The sequence below is a fragment of the Vibrio jasicida 090810c genome, from assembly GCF_002887615.1.
Taxonomy (GTDB): Bacteria; Pseudomonadota; Gammaproteobacteria; order Enterobacterales; family Vibrionaceae; genus Vibrio; species Vibrio jasicida.
Genome location: NZ_CP025792.1, coordinates 3,510,579 through 3,534,630 on the forward strand (window position 1 = coordinate 3,510,579; position 24,052 = coordinate 3,534,630).

The window sequence follows — 24,052 nt, forward strand, 5'->3', positions numbered from 1 at the left end:
AACGGCAAATTCTGAACCGGGGAGAGGGCAAAGAAATGGTATCATGAGGCTATTAGGTATATACTCCCGCACCGTAAAATTAAGAATGAAATGAATTTGGGTGGAAGCACCGAAATTCGCACATCAACGTGGAGAAAAACATGTCCTCTCAAACTCCGGTTGTTACCGTAGATGGACCTAGTGGTGCAGGTAAAGGCACTTTATGTATGTTGCTGGCGAAGAAGTTGGGCTTTCATCTTCTTGATTCTGGCGCAATTTATCGTGTCCTTGCACTCGCAGCGATTCACCACGGCGTAGACACTGAGTCAGAAGATGCGCTTGTTCCACTTGCTACTCATCTAGACGTTCAGTTTATTGCTGAAGGTGACCTAGTAAAAGTGATTCTAGAAGGCGAAGACGTCTCTGGTGAGCTTCGTAAAGAAGAAACGGGGATGGCGGCGTCTAAAGTAGCAGCTCTGCCACGCGTTCGTGAAGCATTATTGCGCCGTCAGCGTGCATTTGAGACCGCTCCGGGTCTGGTTGCTGATGGCCGTGATATGGGTACGGTCGTATTCACGAATGCACAAGCGAAAATTTTCCTTGATGCGAGCGCAGAAGAGCGTGCAAATCGACGCCTTAAACAGTTGCAAGAGAAAGGGTTAGATGTTAGATTTGCTGACCTTTTGAGCGAGATCCAAGAGCGTGACGATCGCGATCGTAACCGCCCAGTGGCACCACTACGCCCTGCAGAGGATGCGCTTGTGCTAGATTCTACGTCGATGAGTATCGACGAAGTAGTAGAAAAGGCACTACAATATATCGAATCGAAGCTAGCTGAGTAATAACACTCGGCTAGACTAAGAGCGTTGGTCGCAAGGATGATGACTGGCGAATTTAATAACCCCATGCGGTAGGATACCCGTGGACGTTTAATTTATTGAAGATTAAATAAATGACTGAATCTTTTGCTCAACTCTTTGAAGAGTTTCTAAACGAAACAGAATTCCAACAAGGCAGCATCGTTAAAGGTACTGTAGTAGCTATCGAGAACGGTTTCGTTCTTGTTGACGCTGGTCTTAAGTCTGAATCTGCTATCCCTGCTGAACAGTTCAAGAACGCTGCTGGCGAACTTGAAGTTGAAGTTGGTGCTGAAGTAGACGTAGCTCTAGACGCTGTTGAAGATGGTTTCGGTGAAACTCAACTTTCTCGTGAGAAAGCTAAGCGTCACGAAGCTTGGATCGTTCTTGAGAAAGCTTACGAAGAAGCTGAAACTGTTGTTGGTATCATCAACGGTAAAGTTAAAGGCGGTTTCACTGTTGAACTAAACGGTATCCGTGCTTTCCTTCCTGGCTCTCTAGTAGACGTACGTCCAATCCGCGACACTGCTCACCTAGAAAACAAAGAGCTAGAGTTCAAAGTTATCAAACTTGACCAAAAACGTAACAACGTAGTTGTTTCACGTCGTGCAGTTATCGAATCTGAGAACAGCGTTGAGCGTGACGAGCTTCTAGAAACTCTACAAGAAGGTTCTGAAGTTAAAGGTATCGTTAAGAACCTTACTGACTACGGTGCGTTCGTTGACCTAGGTGGCGTTGACGGTCTTCTACATATCACAGATATGGCTTGGAAGCGCGTTAAGCACCCATCTGAAATCGTTAACGTTGGTGATGAGATCCAAGTTAAAGTTCTTAAGTTCGACCGTGAGCGTACTCGCGTATCACTAGGTCTTAAGCAACTAGGCGAAGATCCATGGGTAGCAATCGCTAAGCGTTACCCAGAAGGTCACAAACTAACTGGTCGCGTAACTAACCTAACTGACTACGGCTGCTTCGTTGAAATCGAAGAAGGCGTTGAAGGTCTAGTACACGTTTCAGAAATGGATTGGACTAACAAGAACATCCACCCATCTAAAGTTGTTAATGTTGGCGACGAAGTTGAGGTTATGGTTCTTGAGATCGACGAAGAACGTCGTCGTATTTCTCTAGGTCTGAAACAGTGTAAAGCTAACCCATGGCAGTCATTCGCTGAAGCACAAGCTAAAGGCGACAAAGTTACTGGTAAGATCAAGTCTATCACTGACTTCGGTATCTTCATCGGTCTAGAAGGCGGCATCGACGGTCTAGTTCACCTATCTGACATTTCTTGGAATGTTGCTGGCGAAGAAGCTGTACGTGAGTACAAGAAAGGCGACGAGATCTCTGCAGTTGTTCTAGCAGTAGACGCTGAGCGTGAGCGCATTTCTCTAGGCGTTAAGCAAATGGAAAACGACCCATTCAATGCTTACGTTGCTGACAACAAGAAAGGTGTTCTAGTTAACGCTACTGTAACTGCTGTTGACGCTAAAGGCGCTACAGTTGAAATCGCAGAAGGCGTTGAAGGTTACATCCGTGCTTCTGAAGTATCACGCGATCGCGTAGAAGATGCTTCTCTAATCCTAAGTGCTGGTGATGTTGTTGAAGCGAAGTTCACAGGTGTAGACCGTAAGAACCGCGTAATCAACCTATCTATCAAAGCTAAAGATGAAGCTGATGAGCAAGAAGCAATGGCATCTATCAACAAGCAAGACGAAGCTGCTTTTGGTAATGCAATGGCTGACGCTTTCAAAGCTGCTAAAGGCGAATAATTTACTCGCTTAAGCTAAAAAGGGGCCGCAAGGCTCCTTTTTTATGCTTGCTATAAACTAAGTAGTAATACTAATGTTGATAAACTATGCTAAAAAAAGACATTTTTTGATTGCACATTTTGTGTAAAAATTGTCTAGAATTGATAGCAAGTGTTTGTTGGAATTAGTATTACTTACTATAATGAGTGATAAAGATACTCAAAGAGGGCAACTATGACTAAGTCTGAACTGATTGAAAGACTCTGCGCTGAGCAAACACATTTATCAGCGAAAGAGGTAGAAGATGCTGTAAAAGATATTTTAGAGCACATGGCCTCTACACTAGAGACCGGTGACCGTATTGAGATCCGTGGCTTTGGTAGTTTTTCTCTTCATTACCGCGAGCCTCGCGTAGGTCGCAACCCTAAAACGGGCGACAAGGTGGAGTTAGAGGGTAAATACGTTCCTCACTTCAAACCAGGCAAAGAGCTTCGTGAACGCGTAAATATGGATAGCTAAGGCTCTCTTATTAGTTTGAAAAAGCGGCATACTCTCGTGTATGCCGCTTTTTTATAACTAGATTATTGGTAATATACATGGTCTGAAGAAACATTTTACTGCATAATCTTACCTACTTACTCCTCGAAGGGTGATGTAACATGAAAATTATAAAAATCATTGCTGTTTTAGCTCTCTTTTTAATTGCACTGGCTTTAGGTTCTCAAAACCAAGAGATCGTAACCTTTAATTATCTTCTGGCGAAAGGTGAGTTCCACTTATCAACCTTGCTGGGTGTAGTGTTTGTCGTTGGTTTTGGCATAGCATGGGTTATCTTTGCTAGCATTCAGTTCAAAACTCAACTGCAAGTGCGTCGTCTGAAAAAGAAACTTAAAAAGTATGAGCCCGCTGAAGCAGAACAACCTGCAAAACCAGCAGTAGAAAAACAGGCATAAGGATAAGGCTTAACTTTAATGCTTGAACTACTCTTCTTGTTATTGCCAATAGCCGCCGCCTATGGTTGGTACATGGGCCACCGTAGCGCTCAGCAAGACAAGCAGAAGCAATCTCATCAGATATCCCGTCAGTATGTGACGGGTCTTAACCTGCTCCTATCTGATCAATCAGATAAGGCGGTTGACCACTTCATTGAATTGCTCCAAGTTGATAACGAAACGATAGATACTCACCTAGCGTTGGGTAATCTTTTCCGTTCTCGTGGTGAAGTCGACCGAGCAATTCGAATCCACCAAAATCTCATTTCTCGTTCTGGCCTCACGCTAGATCAGAAGAACCTCGCACTTCAGCAGCTCGCAAAAGATTACATGGCCTCTGGTTTCTTAGACCGTGCAGAAAAAATCTTTGAACAGTTAGTTGAGGAGCCAGACCATCGTGAAAGTGCACTTCAGCAACTTGTCACCATCTACCAACAAACGCGTGAGTGGGAAAAAGCTATTCATTACGCAAACCAGTTGGCGAAGATGGGTAAGAAGCGCACTCGTATTCGTGCCAACATTGCACATTTCTGGTGCGAGTTAGCCATGCTTGACCAAGCTGATGGTAACACCAGTAAAGCGATTCAACATTTCAAGAAAGCACTGTCAGAAGACCCTAAATGTGTTCGTGCGAGTATTGCCCTTGGCCGGGTGTATTTAGAGTCAGAAGATTACAAACACACCATCAAGTACCTGACAGGCGTGCTTGAGCAAGATAAAGACTTTATTAGTGATGTCCTACCAACGATTGCTGAGTGTTATCACCATTTAGGTCAGGAAGATGAACTCGTAGAATTCTTACGTGCCTGTATCGATAAAAAGGCGGGTGTATCGTCCGAATTAATGTTGGCGCAACTTGTCGCGCATCATGAGAGCGTTGGTGCCGCGCAAGAGCTGTTGACGAAACAACTACTGAAAAACCCAACCATGAAAGGCTTTTACCGTCTTATTGATTACCATATTGCAGAAGCAGAAGACGGTCGTGCAAAGGACAGTCTATCGACACTGCAAGCCATGGTTGGTGAACAGTTAAAAGTGAAGCCACATTACCGATGCAGGAAGTGTGGCTTCTCAACCCATTCCCTTTACTGGCATTGTCCATCTTGTAAAGGATGGGGGACGATCAAGCCAATCCGCGGATTGGACGGTGAATAATTTTAATGCAGCTGGCAGAGTTTCTGTCCGCTGCATTTTTTTAAGCTTTATTTGATAAGAACCAAAAATAGTTAGGAGATGAAATGATCGACCAAAAAGTTATTGTCGCACTAGATTATGATAACCAAGCTGATGCGCTTGCATTCGTAGATAGAATTGATCCTGCGTCATGCCGCCTAAAAGTGGGCAAGGAAATGTTTACACTATTTGGTCCTGATTTCGTACGTGAACTTCATAAACGCGGGTTCTCTGTGTTCCTAGACCTGAAATTTCACGATATCCCGAATACGTGTTCAAAAGCCGTGCGAGCCGCCGCTGAGTTGGGTGTATGGATGGTAAACGTTCACGCAAGCGGTGGTGAGCGTATGATGGCTGCTTCGCGTGAAATCCTAGAGCCGTATGGTACAGATCGCCCGTTATTGATTGGTGTAACGGTACTGACCAGTATGGAACAAAGCGACTTAGCTGGAATTGGCTTAAACGTGGCTCCTCAGGAGCAGGTGGTCCGTCTTGCAACGCTAACTAAGAACTCTGGCCTAGACGGCGTAGTCTGTTCAGCTCAAGAGTCTTCAATGCTTAAGAGTGAGCTTGGTAAAGAGTTTAAGCTCATTACTCCTGGGATTCGCCCAGCAGGTTCTGAGCAAGGTGACCAACGTCGTATTATGACACCAGTCGATGCGATTCAAGCAGGCTCAGACTACCTAGTGATCGGTCGTCCTATTACACAAGCTACCGACCCAGCAGCAGTGCTTAAATCCATCAACGAAAGTTTGGCGAATATGTAAACATTGTTGAAATGGAAGATGGAAAGGTGAAGTGGAAGTGCTTCACCTTTTTTGTTTTTTTAACACAGAAAATCTGAGGTGTAAGCTTGAATTGAATATCGCCGGATAGTGTTAGATTAGGTGATAGGACTGCTACGATCACACTTTGGTAACATAACTCGCTGTGATGATGTGAAATTGCAAGCATGTGTTATGGATGGGTTGCGTTACAAATGTGTAACGAATACTATGAGGTTGATGCATTCACTGCGTTGTAAGGTCTAGGATGACCTCGTGAAACTCTCTGATATTAATACGTAAAGTGGACAGGAATTCACTTGGTATTAGCGCTTATTATTTCCTTTACTGTGCCTTGGCATAGCCTCTCCGAGATTCACTTGTTGTCGCTCCATCAGTCTTACCGCGTAAACACAACAAGGAAGAATACAATGATAAAAACCCTGCCATTTGCAGCACTGGCAACCTTGATGGCAACCAGCTTTCAAGTTAGCGCAGCTGAGCTACCAGCAGAGGTAGAATGGATTTCAAACAATAATGAGCCTCTGTTTGCTTCAGAAGAAGCGGTACGAGGTGGAACATACCGTACTTTTATTCGAAGCTTCCCTCAAACGTTACGCAGTGTCGGTCCTGATGCGAACTCTGGTCTTCGCCAATACTTAATGGATGGCACTCCTAAACTCGCTCAGCGCCATCCTGATACGGGTAAATGGATTCCCCAACTTGCTAAGGAATGGGCATTTGGCGATGACAACAAAAGCGTTTATTTCAAGTTAGATGAGACGGCAAGATGGTCCGATGGTGAGAAGATAACCGCCGATGATTACGTGTTTATGATGAAGTACTACACGTCAGAAGACATCATTGATCCGTGGTACAACGATTTCTTTAAAACAAGCATTGTAAGCGTAGAGAAAATCGATGACTACACCATCCAAGTAAACCTTGCTGTGGAACAGAGCCAAGATGCTTTGATGGTTCTGATCAACATGCCAAGTAATGGTTTTCAGCCTCGCCCAGAGCACTTTTTTGAAGGGGAAAAAGATGAAAACAAAGATGGTATGCCGGACAACTTTGTTCGTAAGTTCAACTTCAAATCAGAGCCTACCGCGGCACCTTATTACATTGATAAAGTAAAGAAAGGTAAGAGCGTGACGTTTAAACACGTTGGTGAAGATTGGTGGGGTTATAACAACCGTTACTACAAAAATCGTTACAATGTAGACAAGGTTCGTATTACCGTGATCCGTGATGAAGACATCGCAATGAAGCACTTCGAGAAGGGCAATTTAGACTACTTCGAGATGGTGTTACCTAACTTCTGGCATGATAAAACAGACAGTGAAGTGTACAAGAAAGGCTATGTACAAAAATACTGGGGCTTCAACCAGTCGCCTCAGGGGGCGGGTGGTCTGTGGATGAACACGGCAATGCCGATGCTAGACAACTTAGAAGTGCGTAAAGGTGTGATGGCAGCAACAGACTACGACGGTATGATCGCAAACATAATGCGTGGTGACTACTCTCGTAAGCCACATGGTCTTGGTTTTGGCCACGGTGAGTATGATGATCCAAGCAACACACCACCGAAGTTTGATGCTGCAGAGGCAGTAAAACATTTCGAGAAAGCCGGCTTTGATAAAATTGGTTCGGATGGTATCCGCGTCAATGATAAAGGTGAGCGTTTGAGTTTTGCGATTACCTACGGTTACAACTCACACACTCCACGTATTGCGTACTTAAAAGAGCAAGCGAAGTTGGCAGGTTTGGAGTTTACCTTAAACCTTGTTGATGGTTCTTCGGCGTTTAAATACATTCTGGAGAAGAAGCACCAACTAGCATTTTTGAATATGGGTTCTGGTGAGATCCCTGCGTACTGGGAATACTTCCACTCAGATAATGCGAATAAGCCTCAAACTAATGCACATACAAACTACAGCAGCCCAGAGCTAGATAAGCTGATTGAAGCGTATGATAATGAGTTTGAACAACAAAAACGCTACGACTTGTCTCGTCAGATCCAAAAATACATCGGTGATGCAAACGTCATTGTTCCTGGTTACATGGTCCCTTACACACGTGATGCACATTGGCGTTGGGTTAAGATTCCTAAGAATGGGATGACAAAAAATACCGAATGGATTTTGCACCCAATGGATATTTCAAACTTCTGGATTGATAAGTCTGTGAAGGAAGAAACAGAGAAAGCGATGAAGGCGGGGAAATCGTTCCCTGAAGTGACGGTTATCGACGACCGTTACAAGCTGTCATCGAACTAGTTGTTAGATAGCAAACAACAAAAAGCCCCGAAACTCGATTGTGTCGGGGCTAATTATATGGTCCGCCTCACTCTCAAGCCCTACGCTTAGAGTAGGCTCTCAGAACGAGGTGAACCATATGTCTACCATTCACATCTTAGGTATCGATTTAGGCAAGCACTGCTTTCATGCGGTTGGCAACAATCACACTGGCAAAGACGTTATTCGCCGTAAGTTTAGTCGAAGCCAACTACTCCGTTTCTTATCTGTACTTGAACCTACCATCATCGCTTTTGAAGCCTGTGGTGGTGCTCACTGGCTTGCGAGAAAGTGTGAAGCCTATGGGCATCGAGTTCGACTTATCCCGCCTCAATATGTAAAACCTTACGTCAAAGGTAATAAGAACGACTTTATTGATGCGGCTGCGATAGCAGAAGCAGCGAGTCGACCAAGCATGAGATTTGTCTCTGCCAAGTCAGAGGAAGCTCAGGTAATCGCAGCTATCCATCGAGTGAGGGATGGTTATATCAAAGAACGAACGGCTTGTATGAGCCGAATTGGAGCAATACTACTTGAGTTTGGGCTGAGTTTTCCTAAAGGCCATGCCAAGATGAAAGCGCTATTTCAGTGGTTGGCCGAGCAAGATATAAAGCTACCACCGAGTCTGGTCGCTGAGTTGCTCTCGATTCATGAGCACTATAAATACCTAAATGAGCAAGTATCTACTCAAGATAGAAAACTGAAAGCGATTACTGAAAATAATGAAAATGCCGAACTTTTGAAGAGTATTCCTGGTATTGGTGATTTAACAGCAACGTTGTGTGTGGCCAATATCAGTTCTCTTTCAAACTTTGGTGGAGGTCGCGAGATGGCTGCATGGCTAGGACTCGTTCCAAGGCAGTATTCAACGGGTGGCAAATCAAAGCTATTAGGCATGAGTAAACGAGGGAACAAACACCTTCGCGCTCTATTTATACATGGAGCGAGGTCCGTGCTATCTAGGATAGAAACAACAGGAAAAGTGTTTGGAGATTGGTTAGTCAATTTACGAGCAACAAAGCCGTTTAATGTAGTGGTAGTCGCACTTGCCAATAAGCTAGCAAGAATAGCTTGGGCGGTGTTGTACCACCGCCAAGCTTTTAAGGCTGTATAGCCATAACCAAGTTTGCAACGCCAATGAACGTGATGACAAAAACGGTCGAACGGCCAGATTAGTAACCTGATACAAAAAATAGCACCTAGTTGCTTTGGGGCTTTTAAGGATAATCTGGCGCGGATATCATCGTGGAGCGGGAAGTTAATGTTCCCAACGTGGACTCCGAATACATTAGCGCAAACCAACTCCGTTATTACTTAATTGTAGTTGCAATAACGGGGCGGACCATACATTTTTCTATCTAAATGGACGATGAATACAGGGATTATCCATGTCTTAGCGCCGCAGAACGACCAAGAATAGACAATGTCGTACCATTATGGAGCAGGGCACTCATGGCTGGGTTTAACCACCCTAGCGCGGCTGCAAGCATGATTCCGCTATTCACGTACTCAGCAATTTTAATATTGGAGTTGATAACATGCATGGCGATGTTAGCAAGTTCGCGCGCTTCTGCTAATCCAGACAAATGGTCACGAAGTAGAACTACGTCCGCGACTTGGCGGGCGAGTTCGGTTCCTCGGCCCATCGCAACACCAACATCTGCCGCAGTGAGTGCTGGAGCATCGTTAACACCATCACCGACAAACATAACAGTGCGACTTTCTGCTTGAAGCGCTTCGACAATAGTCGATTTCTCAGAAGGTACCGCTTCGGCAAAGATACGATCTAGCTTCAGCTCATTGCCAAGGATGCTGGCTTTGAATTGGCTATCACCCGTAATCATGATCAGCTCTTTTACACCAAACTGGCGAAGGGCACTCAGGGTTTCTAGTGCATCTTCACGTAAGTGATCACGCAAGCCAATCATGCCAATTAAGACATTTTGATGAGAGATAAAGATAAGATGGCGACCTTGCGCCTCGTATTTCTTAATCACATCTTCAAATGGCGTGAAGTCGACGTCCTCATGCACTTCTAGGAAGTGACGGCTACCCATAACCAACTCATGTTCGTTCATTGTGCTCTTGAGGCCGTGTGCAATCACGTACTCCACTTCACCATGCTCAATGTGCGGCAGTTGGTTGTGCTTGGCAGCGTTTACCACAGCCTGAGATAGCGGGTGGTTACTGTGCTCTTCTACCGAGGCAGCAATCGCTAGCAAGTCACGTGCAGAGTTCGAGTCGCAGAGGGGAATGACATCCGTTACCTGCATATCACCATACGTTAGTGTCCCTGTTTTATCGAACACACAAGTGTCGATTTTCACTAACTTCTCAATTGCACTGCCGCCTTTAAACAAGATGCCTTGTTGCGCAGCACGGTACATGATGGACTTGAACGTTACTGGGGTACTCAGTTTCAAGGCACAGGAATAATCGACAAGAAACACCGATGCAACGCGGTTGATGTCTTGAGTTAGTGCGAAGACAGCTGCACCAATCCCTAAAGTGATTTTTACACGGCGATTCGCCATGTCTTGTGTGACTTGTTGAATTTCACTTTTTTCACTCAACGAGTCGTAAATCAACTTAGCAATTTTTGCGGTTGTCGCTTCACTTCCGACTTTATCAACACGAACTTGAATAGTGCCTTCATGAACACTAGTACCAGAGTAAACAACCGCGCTCTCTTCACGACGAACAGGCACGTTCTCACCAGTAAGAGATGATTGGTTGATTAACGCCGCGCCTTTTACAATGGTGCCGTCAACAGGAATTGAAACGCCAGGAGCCAGTTCAATGATGTCATCAACATTCAGTTCCGTCGAGTTGACTTGAGTGCGGTCTGACCCATCGACGCGCCAAACGATCGACTCTTGAGGGCGCATTAAATCAGCCAATAGTTGGTCACTATTACGGCTGGTTTTCTGCTCCATGTATTCCCCAAGGCTGATCAAGCTTTGTGTCATCATTGCGGTACGATAATCACCGCGCCAAGCTGAGAGACCAACCGCAATCGCATCCAAAACTTCAACCGAGATGTTTTTGTCTTTTAGGTCGCTCACACCTTCAAACAGCGTTGGGGCAATTAAGGTAGCTGTTGAAAGTGCGCCCCATTTGTTTGGCAGCAAAGCTGCAGCGATAGTGCCAATCACGTTCATTGCAATATCGCCGCGAGTGAACTTATGTTCCGTTTCTTCTTGCGTTGCGTCGTTTAAATCAAGCTGGTTTAAACGCTCTTCGACAGTTTTTGCTTGCAGCAATTGCGTGTCGTATTCCACCACAACAGAATGGGCAGATTCGTTCACTCGTACCGCACTAATGCCTTGGATCGCCATTAAACTGGTTTCAATCCAAGTACCCACATCTTTGTGATGTCTCAGTGCTGATGCTTTAAAGCGGATTCGACCGGGAAAGTGATGCTTTACCTGAATCGAGATCATTCTTCGCCTTTGTAAAGGTTACGGTAGTATTCCAGCTCTGCTTGGGTGTCTTCCAAACGCTCTTTTAGTTCTTCAACTTCGCCACGAACCGCAGACCACGCTTTTTCGCCAGTCGTTGCAACGCCTTGTTGGAACTTTTTATTGGTTAGAAGGTAAGCAACTGCAGCGCCTGCAGCCACACCCATAGCAAAATGGGTTTTGGTATTTTGCTTTTTGTAAGGTTGTTCAACTGGTTGTTGTTCAGCCGCTTGGTTTTGTTGTTGCGGATATCCGTAATAAGGGTAACCGTAGTATGGGTTGTTATTGTTCATTTTTAGAGTCCGAAGCTTGATCCATAAGGTAAAGGCCTGCTGCACCGACGCTGAGAATCGTCAGCATGGACAGTGCAGGGCGGCCTGCCATTTTTTCTGCCACATAAGTTGTCGCACCAGCGATAGCTGCGGTTTTTAGCGCGGATTTCGCTGCGTTAGTCGCCATTTCATTGGTGTCGATATTGCCAGCTTTGTGCTCTTTCCATTGGCTGGCAATCGTTGCACTACCGCCGGCTATAGCACCAACGAGCATAGCGCGATTGGCAGAACTGAGTTTATTGGCTGAATTACTCATGTTCTTTAATAACGGGTTGGCCATCTTCACCTTCGCTTTCTTCGCGAGGCGCTTTTTCTGCTACTTCTTTGATTGCAGGTTCTTCTTTGTGGCGCTCTACAGACTCTTGAAAGCCTTGCTTGCCGGCAGCGTAAGTATCTTTGAAGATCTCGCTACCTGTTGAAACGTTCTCTTTGACTGCGCTTGCGGTATTAACAGCGCCTTCTTTTACGCTCGAACCACCAGATTTCAGCATATCGCCAGCACCTGATACCAAGCCCATTAGTTTGCCGCGCACATTTTCATTGCTAAGTAGAAGTGCTGCTGCAGCGCCTACCATAGCGCCTTTCCAAAACTCTTTATCGTTCATACCGAAAGTTCCTAATATCTCTTTAAACATGCCTGCTTCTTCACCTAGAGCGCCTTCTAGCATTGCCTGAGCCTGCTCGAATAATGGGTCGCTCTCCGGTGTTTCAGGAGTCTGTGGTGGTTGTTGAGGTTGAGGTGGGTGTTGCATCATCCCCGGATGTGGCCAGTGTGGAGGCGGTGGCATCATTCCTGGATGGAATTGTGCCCCCATGCCCGGTGGCATTTGGTGGGGATGACAAAATGCAGGATGTGGGAAATGCGGCATCATACCCATTTGATGAGGCATCATCATTGGCGGCATTTCACCGTTTTGCATACTTGCCATGTAAGCATTCGCCATTTCCTTTTGCATTTCCATCATAGCCTTGAAGTAGGCTTCGTATGGATTTGCATTGTTCAATGAGTCACTCATGAACGTTCTCCATTTAAGTCCAATTGCTCAGCGATCGAATAGCATGCTTGCTCCGCAGCTTGTTCTGAATCCGAAAACAACGCGTCAATCGCCTTAGGGTTGACTGTCATTGGGTCGTATTCGATGACGATGCTTCCCGTCGCACTGTTCAACTTGTAGTTTTTGAACGCAGGAATAGAAGAAATGGCTTTCTCGATGTCGTCACTACGGAATTTGGCAAGGTGCGCTACGATGCCCAGCTTGTATTTGAGTCTTACTCTTCCCGGGATATGATGGCCAATCGATACCCACTTTCTTAGTTTTAAGGCCTGGTCGACGTACTGTTTCATAAAAAAATTATACGGTAAGCAAAGTGCGATTCATTGGGAAAAACGATCATGTGACAAACTAATTACAAATGTTTTGCGCTTAATCAATTTCAGTGGTACTGTTGCAAACAGTAATAGTTATCATTTGGATTGGTGCTAGCATGAATACTTACATTCACAAGACAAATCAGCGACTTAGAGTTCGTTCTGACTACATTAAAGATCACCCTAATGAGGTTGCGGAACTGATTTGTCAGTTGGAAGAGATTGATGCCGTACACGAAATTAAGCACAAGCGATACGCAGGTTCGGTTGCTATCAGTTTTGATAGTGAAGAGCTTGATTGTGATAGCCTGATGGAAATTCTAGAAAGTCACCATTGGACGCAGAGTAGCGAAAAACCGTCTTTTGTTGAGAAAGCGATGGTGAGTGGAACGAAGAGTCTCGTTAAAGGATTAACTGGGGTGGCGTTAACCCGAATTGTTGGCCCATCTGTCAGCCGAGTGATCATGAACTTGGCATAAATGACCGCGAAAAATGAATAGCAAAAAGCCCGACGTGATGTCGGGCTTTTTTGATCTAATCTGTGGGTACTCGCGTGGGAATTTATGCGCTCAACCTAAACTTTTTAGCTGCACATTTACAAATGCCGTTAGAAAGAGCAGGGCATCGTTTGCAAGGTGGTGACTTTAAGGGTAAATGTCCCACTGATTTTACCGAAAATGCAGGTGCTGTATCATTGGCAGATTGCTTAGGTCGTGGCGTTGACGCTTTTTTAGCTGAAGTAGTGAAATCAACCACACCTCCAGCATCGTTAAACCAAGACAACAACGGATTGAGTGGGGCGGCAAGTTCATAAGCCGCGCTCATTGCGGCTTGGTTTGCTACGCCTTTTAGCTCATTAACGAGTTCACTTTGTGATGAGGAAGTGCGGGATTGAGATGTGACAACACTACCTAATGCATTGTTCTTTAATGCACTAAGTTGTTTGTTTGAAGAAGAGGCGACTTTATTAACCGTTTTCTTCTTCAATTTTTTGAGCGCTTTCTTCGCGTTCATTGCAAAACCTCATACGATAACTGCTGATAATTTAGCAGTAATGCGATTAAAAATAAATCTCATTTAAGGTTTGAAAGCGCAATTTTTTACTTTAGTCAGCTTTGTTTCTAAGCAACTAAGTAAGAAGCCTCTAGCAGGTAAGTTTTAGCATCACCCAACAAAGCAAATTCTTTGTCGATAGCTTTAAAACGTTCATCAATAGAGTCCGTTGCCACAATTTGGCTAAAGGCTTTTACCGAGAAAGTTTCGTTAGACTTAAAAAACTGATGCACGTTTTCCAATTGAACTTTGTGGATGTGCTCCACCTTGCTTAATGCGGTGGTTAGATCTGAAATGTTAATCGACATTGCTGCTCAAGCGCCTTATCTATTGACCATAGGGTCATATGATTGGGTTTTATAGTTTTCGCTAAGGGTATCTCATGCAATGTGTCTCAAATATGATTGAGATCAGGGAGGGGGCATTTATTGTACATATCCGTCGGTAGGCGGGGGCATTGGTGCTTATTTGCCGCAGTGACCATGAGACTGACGACATAACTCTTCTAGCCATTTGAGATGGTATCTTCTCAACCTTTTTGGTGCAAAGTATTTGGTAAGCCAAGTCATGCCACCACGTTGCGTGCTTTCGGTGACAATACTGCAACCGGTTTTGGTTGGTTCCAACACCCACGCGTGATACATATCAACGCCGCCTTTTTTCCCTTTCCAAGCCAAGCGCTGATGCTGTGTGTATTCGACAACCGTACAATGAAAGTCTAGCCAAGAGGCTTTCCAACGAAACATGGTGTTTTTGCACAATGTGCTGTCGCCACTTAGGATCTGCACCATGGTTTTTCCGTCTCGCCATGCGGGCCATTCATGAGCACGAACTAAGTGTTGCCAAACAACCTCGGGAGGTTCAGGGATTTCGATTTGGCTACGCACATGAATATGAGAATGTTTGGGATGATAATAATCCGGCCAGATAACTTCCGATTTGTTCATCTAAGCAACACCTTATGACACTCGTTCTTATTAGCTTAGGAGAGTCCGGTACGAAGTGCCGAAACACTTCGCCCTAAAGTGATTAAAAGTACAAACCAAGACCGATTAAGAAGCCATGCGAAGCGGTATCGTATTCAAAGGTTCCTTCGTTTACGTAATCAACCCAAGTGGATTTATAAGCGAGGTTAACGTCTGACCAATCATTAATGTGGTAACGCAAACCAAATTGGGTCGCATAGGTGAAGTTGGTGTCTTTACCTAAACCGGCATCCAAGCTGGCATGAAAGCGCCAATCTTTGGTTAGGTTATTGATCCATCGAACACCCATTAGAAAATCAACCCAGTCTTCTTTGATGTTGAGTCTATCCACCAGAATACGGTTATCGTTGCGGTAAACCTTACCCTTGATGTCGTTATCCCACCAACGTAAGCCAAACATGTAATCGATCATGCCGAAGGAGTAGGTTTCACGCTGAAATGCTTTTGCTTCGAGAACGCCCTGACGGATTTCCAAATCAGCACGATAACTGACATTTGGGAGAATACCTGACAGGTTATTTACGTCACCACTGAGGTCCATAAAACTGTAATCGATGTAGTAACCCCATTTGTTTTGATATACCCCTTCAAGTCTTGCCATAGCACCAATGTCGAGATGATCCATGATGAATTTTGGATCGACATCGAGACTGGAAGAGAAGTTACCCATGGTGGTATCACCATTGATATTTAAGGCGAGCATGTAGATCTCGACACTGTGTTGCCAGTTGCTTGGTGGGGATTGCGTGTCTTCTGCTATTGCGTTTGGAGCCACTGAAAGCGAGGAAATAAGGGCGATAGAAGGGAAGGTCATCTTAGCCATATCAACGTCCGTGTTTGTAATCGTTATTAAATGAATTGCACAAAATTAGCGTAGAGCATGGATTGCAGTAATTCAAAATATCAGGTTTATGGATAACTTTCTTTTCAATTCAGTGTGATACCAATTCTCTATGATCGAGCTAAGATCTTTTTGTAAATAACACTAGACCGACCGGTTTGTGTTGTGTATTCTTTGACCATCGAAGAACGTGGTAACGCGTTCAACATTCAACGTCGATGGAATGATATTTGACGGAGAATCCCAGATGAAAATCGAAAACGTCCTGCTATCTGGTTTGTGTATTTTGGCGCCTTTATTGATGTTTGCTTAAAGACAGGCTGGCGTAATCAAGCCCCTTTCAAAAATGCATTAAATATGCAACCTGTTTAATTTGTTAATTTAACTACGCTGTATGTGAAACAGCGAATCAGGAGACGTCATGAAAATTCAAAGTATTTTTCTTCTCTTAGCTGCGGCAGGTCTTACCCCAATTGCACTTTCTTATGGTTTTTCACCGGTTGACTCGCTCTCATTTTTATTTGGGATTGATGCATCCTCGGTGAATGTTAGCCACATTTTCCGAGCGGTCATGGGATTGTATTTAGCGCTCGCTATGTTTTGGGTAATTGGGGCGATGAGTACCAAATATCGTCTACCTGCACTGTATAGCTTGGTCATTTTTATGTGGGGCTTAGCGATGGGAAGGCTCTTGAGTTTGCTAGTAGACGGAATGCCGCATTGGTTGTTAGTCGTGTATCTATTTTTGGAGTTCGGCTTTGGCTTAGTGGGGCTGAAGATGATCAGAAAAGAAGAGCAAACAGCATAAGGAAAATCTATGAAAGGGATACTTCGTCGTATAGCGCTAGGGTTAGTGACCAAATAAACACAAAGCCAGCGAAATGCTGGCTTTGTTGTCTTTATCTTGATGGGGTCGACGTATGTGCTGCGCGTGTTTTGCCGAGTATGTCTTACTCGCTTAGCAGCTTGATGGTGGTTTGCATCGCATCATCTAAAATTGTGCGATCCTTTTGCATTGCCGCAAGCAAGGTATAACCAAGCCACAAGCTAAACAGTGTTTTTGCTGTTTGTTTCGGTGCAGACAAACTAAGCGTGTCTTCTTGATTACTGCGCTCAAAGAAAGTCGTCATTTTCTCAATCATTTTCTTAGTGCCGGCAGCCATTTCACTTTGCATTTCAGTGTCGTGACCAGAAACTTCACCCGCGAGTTTGACGACTAAGCACTGAATACGAAAGTCGTCGGTTAACTTCACCACACACCAATCATCAAAGTAAGCTTGTACGCGTTCTTGCGGCGTTTTTGTTTCATCTGAAAGGAAGCGGTCTAAGCGTTCGAGATGCGTTTCAAAGTAGTCGTGCAGCAAAATCGCACCGAAGTGTTCTTTTGATTTGAAGTAGTGATAAAACGACCCTTTAGTACCTTCTGCTTCGTTGATGATCTTCATTAAACCCACACCAGCAAAGCCGTGTTCATTGACCAAATGCAATCCGGCATCGAGCAACGCTTGTCGCATGTCTTTCATTCTTTATCACTCACTAAAAGGGCAGGGTTACAGTGTATCGGGAAAACAAGGGGAGAAAAAGTCGCCCACTCAGAGAACTGAATGGGCGAGGAGTGTTATAGCTGAGCTGCGATTTGGTCTGTCAGATTGTTCAAACCCACCGATAGTGCGTCGACAAGCGCATCGTAGCCTTCATCTTGTAAAGGCATACTGATTTTTACCGGTGCACTGGTCTTCACTTTGCCGTTAGCATCAACAATGAGCCATTCGCCTTCGATTTCAGCTTTGCCCTCATAACTGCCATTGAACTTGCTCAGTGACAATTGAAGCTTGCTTTCGCCACTCTGGTCGAGCAGGTTATTGACGTCTACCGGCCAGTATAGAGTTTGTTTGCCACGCAGTTCAGCGATCACTCGTTGAGTAATTTGCTCAGAGATACTGTGCGCCCACTGATTATGTTTCGCTTGGATGATCTGGGTCTCTGAAGCGCGATACACTATGCCACTGTCGGCAAGATAGCTTGCTAATTCAACTGGGCGAACCACAAGTTGTGGACGCTGTGCAATCATGGTGTCGCTTACCTTTGCTGAGCTTGCTTCCGGTAAGACATACAAAGCGCCTGTGTCTTCAGGAGCGCTACTGCAACCTGCCAGAAGGGCAGAAATCAATAAAAGTCCGCGTTTCATTATTTTTGTCCTCTAACTGGGATTGGGTCGTTGACTTCATCTTCGCCAAATACCAATGAATTTGGTTTTTCGTTCAACTGCTTAAGGACTGGTTTGAACTCAGTCATTACTTGTTCTAGCTCTTTCAGCGTCGACTCCATTTCACTGTACATGGTGGAGTTCGGACCGTAGCCATCTAATGTTCTTTGCAGCTGTTCTAGGCTCTTACGAATGTCGGCTGGAATCGCTTTGGTGTCTTCTTGGTTGAGGAGACGATCCACACTGCTCGCAACACGCTCTGCTGAAGCAAGCGTTTTTTCCGAGTTCTTCAATGTCTTGTTCAGTGAGTTCAACGTGTCTTCCATTGGTAAGCTGTTTAGCTTGGTTAGGAAGTCATTCACTTGGCGTTGAACCTGAGCAAAGCCACCTTGTTTGGTTGGGAAGACATCTAAATCTTCAAATTGGCTCGGCACGTAAGGTTCATCATCAGGATAGAAATCCGCATCGATATACAGCGCACCCGTTAACAAGTTACCCGTTTTCAGCGTACCGCGAAGACCTTTGGCAAACTCTTCTTTTAGCTTCTCCTTGAACCTTGGCAGTTGGCTTGATGGTAAATTTTCATAAACTCGGCCAAGCTCAATACGTACAAGCACTGGGATTTTCTTCGCGGAGAAGTCTTCTTCTGGCGTTGGCATTCGCATAGGCACTTTGATAACGGTACCAATGCGTAAACCACGGTATTCAACCGGTGCTTTAGCTTTCAGACCACGAACAGACTCTTCAAACATCATCACAAACTGAATGTATTCATCGTACATGCCTTCGCGCACTTGTTTAACATCATCGAACAAACGGAAGTGTGTCATGTCTTCTTTAAGCTCATCTCCTGCGCCCATTCCTGGCAGGGTATCGAAGGTTACGCCGCCCGTAATCATGCTTTCTAGTGAACCGAACTTCACCTCAAAGCCTTCCGCATTAAGCTGCAAATCGACACCTGAGCTCAACCAAAAATGAGTTTTGGTACGTACAAGGCTGTCATATGGCTTGAAGATAAACAGTTGGTACAAAGCGCGGCGAGTGTCGACATCGAAACTAGTGGTTTCAACTCGACCCACGGTAAAGCCTTTGTAGATCACTGGGTCACCAACACCAAGTTTTCCAGCTTCGCGGTGTGTCAATACAATGCGTAGACCTTCTGCGTCAGGGGAAGCGACAGGTGGCACATCGAGAACATCAAAATGCTCTTTTTCGACCTGAGAATTACCTGGTTGAAGTTGAATGTAGGCACCAGATAACAGGGTTTCTAAACCTGACACGCCCTCACGACCAATACGAGGCTTAACGACCCAGAACATGGAGTCTTCACGCAGCATGCGTTTCGCGTCTTTGTTCATTTGTGCTGTAGCGATGATGTGGTCATAGTCTTCGCTGAGTTTAACGTCAGTAACCACGCCAACTTTTACGTTCAGTGCTTTGATCTCTGTTTTACCGACTTCAATACCTTCTGCTGTTGGTAATTTCAGTGTGATCTCTGGTCCTGTGCTGTTGATGTATTGGAACAGCATCCACGCTCCCATCGCTAACGCAAGGATCGGAATGATCCAAATCGCAGAGACCTGCTTTTGCGGTTTTATTTGAGCGGTTGCCTTGTTCTCATCACTCATATTTGGCTTTCTCATTTAAGTTATTAGTCATTGGCTCCTGCGCTTCGTTTTGTGGTAATTGCCACAACAAACGCGAGTCAAAAATCATTGCAGAGAGCATGGTGAGTATGACCACAGCAGCAAATGAAAGCGCTGCTGGACCAGGGTAAATCGCCATTAGGTTTTGCAACTGCACGAGCGCAACCAGAATAGCGACAACAAAAATATCAATCATCGACCAACGACCGATAAATTCTGTAATTCGGTAGATTTTCAAGCGTGAAATACTTTCTTCAGGAGGCAAGTATTGTGCTTTTTGAGCGTTGAAATACAGCCAAGCGAGTGCCAACATTTTTGCCATTGGGATAAACACACTGGCGAAGAAGATAACCGCTGCAATAGGGTAGGAGCCCAGTTGCCACAGAAGAACCACACCTTCCATGATGGTCGAGCCTTCGGAATGACCGAGGCTCACTGTATACATCATTGGATAAAGGTTCGCTGGAATGTAGAAAATGATTGCCGCAAAAAGTAAGGCCCATGCTTTCTGCATGCTATCTGTAGGGTTGTATTTGTGTATTGGGCTATCACAACGAAGACACTTTTGATGTTTTTTGTCTTCAATAGGGTTGAGTTGATGACAGGTGTGACAACCAATGTGGTTTTCATTGTGGTGCGTATCACCTTCTTTCACATTTGGCAGTTCAATCGCAGGAATGAAGTGTCCCCACAGCCAGCTCTTATCGACCATTGAAATACATTTCACGACCAGCACGGTGTAAACACAGAATGCCCAAAATGAACTACCCATGCCAATCTCAGCCAGTGAGGCGATTTTAATTAAGCTCACTAAGACACCGATCAGGAATACATCGACCATCAACCATGGTTCAACACGGAATAAGATCCGGCATAGGGTTTTCGCCATGCGAATCTGCTTCTTACCTAATGGATGCTTGAGTGACTTCAAGGCTTCAAGGTGTAAAAACAGAATTAATCCGACGTAGATTGCGGGCAGCACCACGACGGTCGCCAGAAGCAAAGCTCCGAGTAATGCGTTATGAAACTCGGCTAGCATCTTAGCGGCATGCATCAAGGTAATCTCTTGAGATAAGCCTTGAACACTGAATGACATAAACGGGAATGAGACACTTAAAACTAAGGTGATCAAGCAAGCCACCGATACAGCAATGACGCTTTGATACGGTTTCGCGTTCACTTTGGTAAGCGAATGTTCGCAACGAGGACACTGCGCTTTTTGACCTTGCTCGATATCTGGGATACGAACGACCAAGCCGCACTCATCACAGGAGACTAATTGACGTGAATTGGGTTGAATGCTCATTCAGTTATTATTTCGTACTTTTAATCACTAAGAATAACCCTTTTTCAAGATATGCGCTTGTTTTTGCGGGGATGTTTTACAAGCTTCTTACCTGTTTAATAGAAAAAACCAGCCGGTGAGGCTGGTTTGAGGTTATTTGATATTGCCAACAGAAGCACGTCTGACCAGAATTGGCATGAACAATTTGTGTTCTGTGCGTTCGGCTTCTTCGTTATTTACTAACTGAAGTGAGAGTTTGACCGCTTCATTTGCCATGACTTGAATTGGGTAACGAATGGTCGTTAGGCGAGGGTAAATGTAGCGTGCGATATGGCCATCATCGAATCCAATCACCGACATGTCCTCAGGAATACGGACGCCGTTTTCTTGCAGTAACGTCATGCAACCTGCGGCCATATAGTCATTGTAGGTAGCAACAGCAGTGATGGGCGTGTTCTTCGCCATCAGGTTTACCATGCCTTGCTCACCGCCGGTTTCGTCTGGCTCGCCGTATTCGATGTATTCTTCACGAATCTTGATGCCGTTATCTCGCAGAGCATCAAGATAGCCGTCGCGGCGATCGCGTGCATCTTCAATATCATGACCTGAGCAGATATAGCCGATGTGTTCGTGTCCATTGCGAATCAAATGCTCAGTTGCAATGTAAGAGCCTTTGCGGTTATCCAACGCAATACAGCGTGAAGCGATGTCTGGCACGATACGGTTGATTAGCACCATTCCCGGAATTTCATGAGCGAGCGTGGTTAGCTCGGCATCCGTCATACCTTTGCTGTGCACGACCAAAGATTCACAGCGGCTGTTGATCAGCAAGTTGATCGCGTTGCGCTCTTTCACGGCATCATGATAGCCACTGCCAATCAGAAGCTGTTTCTCTTGCTCACTGGCAATGGTGTCGATGGCTTTGACCATGGTGCCAAAAAAGGGCGCAGAAACGTCGTTGACCAATACCCCGATCGCGTTGGACGATTTACTGACCAGTGCGCGCGCATTGGCATTCGGCCGATAGCCTAGTTTCTTCATTGCTTCTTTGACGGCGACAATCGCGGATTCACTGGTGTGTGGGGCGTCATTGATGACGCGAGATGCGGTTGCAATGGATACGCCAGCTTCTTTTGCGACGTCTTTGATGGTAGCCATAGGGAACTCAGGATCTGAAATTTGCTTCATTTAACAATGCACAGCGGATGAACTCAAACACCCAATTGAGAATAGTGGCGGTGTATCAAGGTTTTAAAACAAAAAAGCGTGCTCAAGTGAACACGCTTTTAGTCGAATTGAAGTTACGCCTTAATCTACCGTAGTTGGCGGGAAGGCTTTGCTGCCTAAAACATGACCATTCACTTCTTTGCCGTAGTAGCCTTGGTGGTTGTGGTATTTCGCCGCGTTAGCCTTGAGGTCACCTTTGTAGCGTGGATCTTGAGGGCGTTCATGGCTGTTGATGTAAGCCGCGACATCCCATGCATCTTGTTTACTCAATTGAACGCTTTTGCCCAAAGGCATGTTCTCGTAGATGAAGTAAGCCGCAGTGTTGATACGGTGCATGCCTGCGCCCCAGTTGTAAGCGTATTCGCCCCACAAAGGTGGAATGTAAGAGCGGCCGTTTTCATCGTGAATACCTTGACCACTTTCTCCATGACAGGCCGCGCAGTTGTCGACGTAAACTTGCGCGCCACGCTCTGGTGAAGGCTCAAGCTCTGGGTTATCAATTTTTGGGTAGCCACGGCCTGCTAGGTTGCCACGTTTCTCCGCAGGCAAAGCGTTAGCGATTTTTTCTGGCAACGGGAAATCTTCCGCTTTACCGCCCGTCAATAATTGCTTCGTGCTAATGGTTGGAACTGGTTCATCTTGCATGCCGTATTGGTCCAATAAACCACCCATTGCCAGCCAATAGGCGTAAGCGCTGAGCGCCTCTAACTCTTTGGAATCTTTTGCTGGTGGCTTGCCGTTCATCGAATAGGTAAAGCAGCCTTGAATGCGGTCGGCGTAACTGTTTACTTTGTCGTTCTTTTTGCGATAAGCAGGGTAGGCCATATAAGCCGCCCACAGAGGCGCGGCGTTGGCTTTACGTCCGGCTTCCATGTGGCAATTTACACAGTTTTGTTCGTTACCTACATAGCGTCCACGCATTTGCTGGGAGTTCACAAACAGTGAGTAGCCGTATTTTACTTTTTGACCAAACTCGTCGTTTTCGATTGTGCTTAAATCGCGAGGTTTAAGGTATTGCGTATCAGCGTGCTTTTGTACCGCTGGTAGTTCTGTTTGGCGATCTGGCAGTTCATGGTTTGCTGCATCACTGGCGTGCACGAGGGTTGAGATGCTTGCAAGCAGTAGAGAATAAATCAGTTTCATTTCGACTCCTCATAACGCAAAGAAGCGAAGTAGTAAGACAAGTTTTCGATTTCTTTATCGGTGAGCTTTTTCGCAATGCTGCCCATCATATTGAGCGGATCACCGCTACGAGTGCCGTTCTTCCAAGCATGAAGTTGGTTTTGTAAGTAATCGGCTTGTTGGCTCGCAAGGCGCGGGAATTTGTCTACGCCCATGCCACTTGCGCCGTGGCAAGTTGAACAGGCGGGAATGTTTCGATCCCAGTCTCCTTGATAAACCAGTTTGCGATAAGGATTGCTGATATCGGCTTGGTCACCGCGCTGCTCAAGGTCGGAAAATTCCCAAGTTGGCAATTGAGCAAAATATTGCAGAACTTCTGCACGAAGTGTTGGGTCGCTAAGCTCATCGGCCATGCTTTTCATGATGACATTGTGGCGCTTATCGTTCGAGAAGAGTTCGAGCTGACTTTCCATATAGTCGGCATTCAGTCCGGCAAGCATAGGTGCGATACCTGCTTGGCCTTTACCGTCGACACCATGGCATCCGGTACAGATCTCACCGTGTTCGGGGAGTGGTGCAGAATAGGCTGCGAAAGAGGCGGCACTCAAGCAAAGCGCAGCCAAAGATAAGTTACGAAACATGCTGACTCACATTTGATTATTATTTGAGCGCATTATTGTGAGTATTGTTATTAGTTGTGGCTATTGTGGAAATCCA

26 protein-coding genes are annotated in these 24,052 nt (G+C 45.4%); 10 read left to right on the top strand and 16 right to left on the bottom strand.

Going from position 1 to position 24,052, the window contains the following annotated elements; genetic code table 11:
* Positions 1-140 precede the first annotated feature (140 nt).
* From cmk to C1S73_RS16795, 8 genes are all read left to right on the top strand, one after another.
* Positions 141-821, top strand: a complete 681-nt coding sequence (cmk, locus tag C1S73_RS16760) for a (d)CMP kinase (protein WP_038869490.1) — start codon at positions 141-143, stop codon at positions 819-821.
* A 110-nt stretch (positions 822-931) separates the two neighbouring features.
* Positions 932-2,602, top strand: a complete 1,671-nt coding sequence (gene rpsA / locus C1S73_RS16765) for a 30S ribosomal protein S1 (RefSeq protein WP_005533588.1) — start codon at positions 932-934, stop codon at positions 2,600-2,602.
* Between the two features lie 213 nt (positions 2,603-2,815).
* Positions 2,816-3,100, top strand: a complete 285-nt coding sequence (gene ihfB / locus C1S73_RS16770) for an integration host factor subunit beta (RefSeq protein ID WP_038869491.1) — start codon at positions 2,816-2,818, stop codon at positions 3,098-3,100.
* A 140-nt stretch (positions 3,101-3,240) separates the two neighbouring features.
* Positions 3,241-3,534: a LapA family protein gene (locus tag C1S73_RS16775; RefSeq protein ID WP_038869494.1), complete on the top strand. Its 294-nt coding sequence runs from the start codon at positions 3,241-3,243 to the stop codon at positions 3,532-3,534.
* An 18-nt stretch (positions 3,535-3,552) separates the two neighbouring features.
* Positions 3,553-4,728, top strand: a complete 1,176-nt coding sequence (lapB, locus tag C1S73_RS16780) for a lipopolysaccharide assembly protein LapB (RefSeq protein WP_005431114.1) — start codon at positions 3,553-3,555, stop codon at positions 4,726-4,728.
* Positions 4,729-4,811: 83 nt separating this feature from the next.
* Positions 4,812-5,513, top strand: coding sequence for an orotidine-5'-phosphate decarboxylase (pyrF, locus tag C1S73_RS16785; RefSeq protein WP_038869495.1), 702 nt, complete (start codon positions 4,812-4,814; stop codon positions 5,511-5,513).
* A gap of 428 nt (positions 5,514-5,941) precedes the next feature.
* Complete coding sequence (locus C1S73_RS16790; protein WP_038869496.1) at positions 5,942-7,789, top strand: extracellular solute-binding protein; 1,848 nt, start codon at positions 5,942-5,944, stop codon at positions 7,787-7,789.
* 118 nt (positions 7,790-7,907) lie between these two features.
* Positions 7,908-8,921: an IS110 family RNA-guided transposase gene (locus C1S73_RS16795; protein ID WP_102778962.1), complete on the top strand. Its 1,014-nt coding sequence runs from the start codon at positions 7,908-7,910 to the stop codon at positions 8,919-8,921.
* Between the two features lie 268 nt (positions 8,922-9,189).
* On the opposite strand, the gene C1S73_RS16800 is transcribed toward C1S73_RS16795, so the two are convergent.
* Genes C1S73_RS16800 through C1S73_RS16820 form a run of 5 tightly spaced genes read right to left on the bottom strand, consistent with a single transcriptional unit; the run spans position 9,190 to position 12,945 of the window.
* Positions 9,190-11,250: a heavy metal translocating P-type ATPase gene (locus C1S73_RS16800; protein ID WP_038870535.1), complete on the bottom strand. Its 2,061-nt coding sequence runs from the start codon at positions 11,248-11,250 to the stop codon at positions 9,190-9,192.
* Complete coding sequence (locus C1S73_RS16805; protein WP_038870537.1) at positions 11,247-11,561, bottom strand: hypothetical protein; 315 nt, start codon at positions 11,559-11,561, stop codon at positions 11,247-11,249. The genes C1S73_RS16800 and C1S73_RS16805 overlap by 4 nt, the downstream gene beginning before the upstream one ends.
* A complete protein-coding gene (locus C1S73_RS16810; RefSeq protein ID WP_020197179.1) occupies positions 11,551-11,856 on the bottom strand; it encodes a magnetosome protein MamC family protein in 306 nt (101 codons plus the stop codon). The genes C1S73_RS16805 and C1S73_RS16810 overlap by 11 nt, the downstream gene beginning before the upstream one ends.
* Positions 11,849-12,616, bottom strand: coding sequence for a YtxH domain-containing protein (locus tag C1S73_RS16815; protein WP_038870539.1), 768 nt, complete (start codon positions 12,614-12,616; stop codon positions 11,849-11,851). Before C1S73_RS16815 ends, C1S73_RS16810 begins: the two co-directional genes overlap by 8 nt.
* Positions 12,613-12,945, bottom strand: coding sequence for an HMA2 domain-containing protein (locus C1S73_RS16820; RefSeq protein ID WP_078608395.1), 333 nt, complete (start codon positions 12,943-12,945; stop codon positions 12,613-12,615). Before C1S73_RS16820 ends, C1S73_RS16815 begins: the two co-directional genes overlap by 4 nt.
* Positions 12,946-13,085: 140 nt before the next feature.
* Here C1S73_RS16820 and C1S73_RS16825 point away from each other — a divergent pair, with 140 nt between their 5' ends.
* Positions 13,086-13,448 carry an HMA2 domain-containing protein gene (locus C1S73_RS16825; RefSeq protein WP_020197182.1) on the top strand — a complete coding sequence of 121 codons (363 nt, stop codon included), beginning with the start codon at positions 13,086-13,088 and terminating at the stop codon, positions 13,446-13,448.
* Positions 13,449-13,530: 82 nt separating this feature from the next.
* Here the strand turns inward: C1S73_RS16825 and C1S73_RS16830 are convergent, their stop codons facing one another.
* From C1S73_RS16830 to C1S73_RS16845, 4 genes are all read right to left on the bottom strand, one after another.
* A complete protein-coding gene (locus C1S73_RS16830) occupies positions 13,531-13,983 on the bottom strand; it encodes a hypothetical protein (protein WP_038870540.1) in 453 nt (150 codons plus the stop codon).
* 107 nt (positions 13,984-14,090) lie between these two features.
* Complete coding sequence (locus C1S73_RS16835) at positions 14,091-14,330, bottom strand: hypothetical protein (protein WP_020197184.1); 240 nt, start codon at positions 14,328-14,330, stop codon at positions 14,091-14,093.
* Between the two features lie 156 nt (positions 14,331-14,486).
* The gene (locus tag C1S73_RS16840) at positions 14,487-14,969 is read right to left on the bottom strand and encodes an SRPBCC domain-containing protein (RefSeq protein ID WP_038870542.1); all 483 of its coding nucleotides are present in this window, start codon (positions 14,967-14,969) and stop codon (positions 14,487-14,489) included.
* Positions 14,970-15,051: 82 nt separating this feature from the next.
* Positions 15,052-15,831 (bottom strand): DUF481 domain-containing protein, encoded by a 780-nt coding sequence (locus C1S73_RS16845; protein ID WP_038870544.1) that lies wholly within the window; start codon positions 15,829-15,831, stop codon positions 15,052-15,054.
* Between the two features lie 439 nt (positions 15,832-16,270).
* Here C1S73_RS16845 and C1S73_RS16850 point away from each other — a divergent pair, with 439 nt between their 5' ends.
* Positions 16,271-16,657 (top strand): DUF4345 domain-containing protein, encoded by a 387-nt coding sequence (locus C1S73_RS16850; RefSeq protein ID WP_038870546.1) that lies wholly within the window; start codon positions 16,271-16,273, stop codon positions 16,655-16,657.
* Positions 16,658-16,799: 142 nt separating this feature from the next.
* On the opposite strand, the gene C1S73_RS16855 is transcribed toward C1S73_RS16850, so the two are convergent.
* From C1S73_RS16855 to C1S73_RS16885, 7 genes are all read right to left on the bottom strand, one after another.
* Positions 16,800-17,372, bottom strand: coding sequence for a TetR/AcrR family transcriptional regulator (locus C1S73_RS16855; protein ID WP_038870548.1), 573 nt, complete (start codon positions 17,370-17,372; stop codon positions 16,800-16,802).
* Between the two features lie 95 nt (positions 17,373-17,467).
* On the bottom strand, positions 17,468-18,037 hold the full coding sequence (locus C1S73_RS16860) for a PqiC family protein (RefSeq protein ID WP_038870549.1): 570 nt from the start codon (positions 18,035-18,037) through the stop codon (positions 17,468-17,470).
* Positions 18,037-19,683 carry an intermembrane transport protein PqiB gene (pqiB, locus tag C1S73_RS16865; RefSeq protein ID WP_038870551.1) on the bottom strand — a complete coding sequence of 549 codons (1,647 nt, stop codon included), beginning with the start codon at positions 19,681-19,683 and terminating at the stop codon, positions 18,037-18,039. The genes C1S73_RS16860 and pqiB overlap by 1 nt, the downstream gene beginning before the upstream one ends.
* Positions 19,676-21,007 carry a paraquat-inducible protein A gene (locus C1S73_RS16870; RefSeq protein ID WP_038870554.1) on the bottom strand — a complete coding sequence of 444 codons (1,332 nt, stop codon included), beginning with the start codon at positions 21,005-21,007 and terminating at the stop codon, positions 19,676-19,678. Before C1S73_RS16870 ends, pqiB begins: the two co-directional genes overlap by 8 nt.
* A 132-nt stretch (positions 21,008-21,139) precedes the next feature.
* On the bottom strand, positions 21,140-22,144 hold the full coding sequence (locus tag C1S73_RS16875; RefSeq protein WP_038870622.1) for a substrate-binding domain-containing protein: 1,005 nt from the start codon (positions 22,142-22,144) through the stop codon (positions 21,140-21,142).
* Between the two features lie 150 nt (positions 22,145-22,294).
* Positions 22,295-23,356, bottom strand: a complete 1,062-nt coding sequence (locus C1S73_RS16880) for a c-type cytochrome (RefSeq protein ID WP_081634780.1) — start codon at positions 23,354-23,356, stop codon at positions 22,295-22,297.
* Entirely contained in the window at positions 23,353-23,976 is a 624-nt protein-coding gene (locus C1S73_RS16885; RefSeq protein WP_038870555.1) for a c-type cytochrome, read from the bottom strand. The genes C1S73_RS16880 and C1S73_RS16885 overlap by 4 nt, the downstream gene beginning before the upstream one ends.
* Between the last annotated feature and the right edge of the window lie 76 nt (positions 23,977-24,052).